Below are 3,127 nucleotides of genomic sequence, written 5' to 3'. Positions count from 1 at the left end.
CGAAGCACGGGGCGATAACGGCGAAGCGCGAGCTGGACGGCCTTGAACAGCTCAGGGTTGAGTCCAGTGTCAAATTGGGTGCCGTGAACGCCAAGGTCGATGAAAAGCGGGCGCAGGCTGCGGAAATCGACCGCCGAATCGCGGAGAAAATGGCCGAGCTTGACCGCTTGAACGGCGAAATCGGCGAGAAAATCGAGCTGCGCAACGAGGTGGGCGAGAACCTAAAGCGCGAGCAGCGGCGATTGGAGTCGGTTCGGCGCACGGCGGGACGGTTTGAGGAGGACGTTGAGGAGCTGGAAGCCATCGCTTCCCTCGCTGAGCGGTTCGACCACGCGGGACGCTTTGAGAAGCGCGGAATGCTCGATGAAATCGCTGCTCGATGCGATGGACTCCGCGGACGAGTCAGTCAGTTCGTGGAAGAGGTCAGAGAAGCGGTTGGACGGCTTGGGCTGGCAATTGCGGACCTCACCAGAAGGCTCGGGCCGAGAAGTGCGCGGATGACCACAAAGGCGCTCAAACGCGATTTGGCGGCCTTGGAGCGCAATTACGGGGAAGACGATGACAGAAGCCCCAAAGCCTGTGCTGCGGAAGCCCAGAGGGCTGCTAGGGCGCGGGATGCGAACCGTGACGATAGACCGCCGCAGCGGTCGTGGAGTCAGAGCCGCTAGAAACGAAAACGCCCGCCCAGCCTTAAGCCAGGCGGGCGGGTCGTTCGTTTGAGGTACAATTCGGCAAAGGCGAACGGGGCTCCTACCCCCCGACGCTGACACTGAGGTCACGACTCAAATGCCACCGTAGTACCACGGCCCCATTCTAGCACGCGGGCATCTGACTACAGCAAACTGGCAAACCATATCCGAGTTTGTGACCTCCCGAGACCCGGGAGGTTTTCTTTTATGAGCGGCGAAAGTAAACAAATTGATGGGGTCGTGGATGACCCCGAGAACGGCGGCTTGAAATCCGGCCCTTGTCTAATAGCCGGATTTCATGCACTTTCGTGCACTTCCCCTAGCTACTACAACCCTTATAGGGGTGTAAATAAAAATACGCTGTCGGTCGATATGGTTCGACTTTCTCTTACCTTCAAGGGTGACCGTGGCGAGTGGTTGAGCCGCAAGGGAGCGCAGCTCACAGACTGCGACGAGATGAGCGCTTGGACGTCGAAAATCAGGCCGGGCGGGTGGTATGAGCTGTGGAGTTTCGCTTTGGGCGGCAGCTCGGTCGCGCTCGGCATCGGGTTTATGGAACCGTCCTGCAAAGTCAACATGCACAAGGGCTTTATCGAGTTCAACCCGAACAAGGTTGCTGGCGATAAAAGGTTCCACGGACTTCTTAAGACGCTTGGGACGTGTGTGTCCAAGGCTCGGCTCAAGCGCTTTGACCTCGCCTACGACATTCCGGTGAGCCGCTACGACTGCCGCTTGAGCAAGGACAGGCGCATGTACAAGTCCGTCATATCGAATGGCATCACGGAGTATCTGGGGGTCAAGAACACGCCCGCATACGTCAAGGTCTACGACAAGGCCGCCGAGCTGCATCTTGATACGGACAAGGTGCAGCTGACGCGCATCGAGATGACTTGTGATGGCGAGTGGACTGCGGAGCAGCTTGAGGAGCACTGGCCGCAGGTGCACGCGTGGCACAGTGAATCTGGGACAAAGGATTACATTCGCGTGATTGGAATCATGCTGGCCGAGAAAGCCGAGAGAAACGAGGACGTTGAGACGCTCATCAATATGCTTGGACGCACCAGCCGGCCAAAGGTACGCGAGTACCTGCGCACGCCGTGCGTGAAGCTGCCGGATGGAGCTGCCGCCCTGCTGCTGGCGGAAGCGAAAAGCTGGTGCGGCGCGGTAGTCGGGTCAATGTAGCAGGCGGTGACTACGGGGCGGCGTGTTCCGCGCTCGCGCGGATCTAAGCCGACTCGTTCACCGGCTGCGGAATTGACGCGACGGTGAAGCCGAAGACCAGACTGGAAAGAGGGTCGATGTGAGCGCAAGCTCCCATCGACCCTTTCCTTGCCCGTGTCTCGACTGGATGAGACCTGCAGAATCGGGCGGCTCATTATTTTTCGCTAACTACGTCCGAAAAATAATGTGACAAATGACAAATGACAAATGAGGTTGAGCGGGGGAGTTTGAGGGGGCTTGCCCCCTCATTCGGCGCTTGCGCCGATGGCCCGCACCTCATGAGCGACGCCGCGAATGAGTAGGGCTGGGGGGTCTCGGGGGGAACGCCCGAGCGGGTCAAGGGCAGCGTCCTTGCACGGCCAAACGCAGTTTGGTATACCGTGACTATACCAAAGTCGCTAACGCACCTTTAGGTGGTTCGAACTCGGGAGTTTGACATGACCGTAGCACCCTTGATTGCCATGAAGTCGACCAAATGCGAGAGCCTTGAAGCCGTGGGCAAGGAGCTGGACAGGCGGGCGCACACCTACGCCAACGATGTTGACCAGAGCGGCCGGCATGTCGGGTACCTGTGCCGCGCGGGGGACGAGAGTCCCGTTCCGCTCGAACAGGCCATCGAGCGCCGTATGGGCGAGCTGAACACGAAGAGGAAAATCAGGGACAACCAAGTTCGCGCGATGGGGTTCATCGTGTCGACAAACGAAGCGCTTCCGGACGAGGAGACGGCCAAGGAGTTTCTTGACAGGTCGGTTCAGTGGTTCGGTGCGCGGTACGGCTATGAGAACTTGCTCGCCGCCCAGATTCATCTGGACGAGGGCACCCCGCACGTGCACATCTGGATCGCCCCGGTCATCCACGGCGAGGACGGCTACGATCGCCTGTGCGCCAAGGAGCTGTTCGCGCCCGACAAGCGCCGCAAGAACGCGGATGGCAAGTGGGAGGTAACGGCCCAGGGAACCATGAGCAGGCTTCAGGAGGACTTCTGGGAGCAGGTCGCGAAGCCCTACGGGTACGAGCGCCCAATGCGCCACGAGCTGCGCGCGAAGGGCTACAGGAGCCTTGACGCGTACAAGGTGCAGGTCGGCACCACGAGGGCGCTCAAGTCCGAGATAGAGACCCTTGAGGGCGAGAGAGACAAGGCGAAGCACGGGGCGATAACGGCGAAGCGCGAGCTGGACGGCCTTGAACAGCTCAGGGTTGAGTCCAGTGTCAAATTG

At 59.8% G+C, this 3,127-nt stretch carries 3 protein-coding genes; all 3 read left to right on the top strand.

Features of this window, described 5'->3' with window-relative positions; translation table 11 throughout:
• Positions 1 to 668, top strand: a 668-nt coding sequence (locus PMX21_RS09910; RefSeq protein ID WP_271759281.1) for a hypothetical protein, incomplete at its 5' end; no start/stop codon positions are given.
• A 228-nt stretch (positions 669 to 896) separates the two neighbouring features.
• The gene (locus tag PMX21_RS09905) at positions 897 to 1,871 is read left to right on the top strand and encodes a hypothetical protein (protein ID WP_271749047.1); all 975 of its coding nucleotides are present in this window, start codon (positions 897 to 899) and stop codon (positions 1,869 to 1,871) included.
• Positions 1,872 to 2,347: 476 nt separating this feature from the next.
• A partial coding sequence (gene mobV / locus PMX21_RS09900; RefSeq protein ID WP_271759280.1) for a MobV family relaxase occupies positions 2,348 to 3,127 on the top strand: 780 nt, incomplete at its 3' end.

The organism is Collinsella aerofaciens (assembly GCF_028209885.1).
GTDB classification, from domain to species: domain Bacteria; phylum Actinomycetota; class Coriobacteriia; order Coriobacteriales; family Coriobacteriaceae; genus Collinsella; species Collinsella aerofaciens_BA.
Note: the sequence above shows the minus strand (reverse complement) of the source record. Positions and strands in the feature narration are given on the sequence as shown.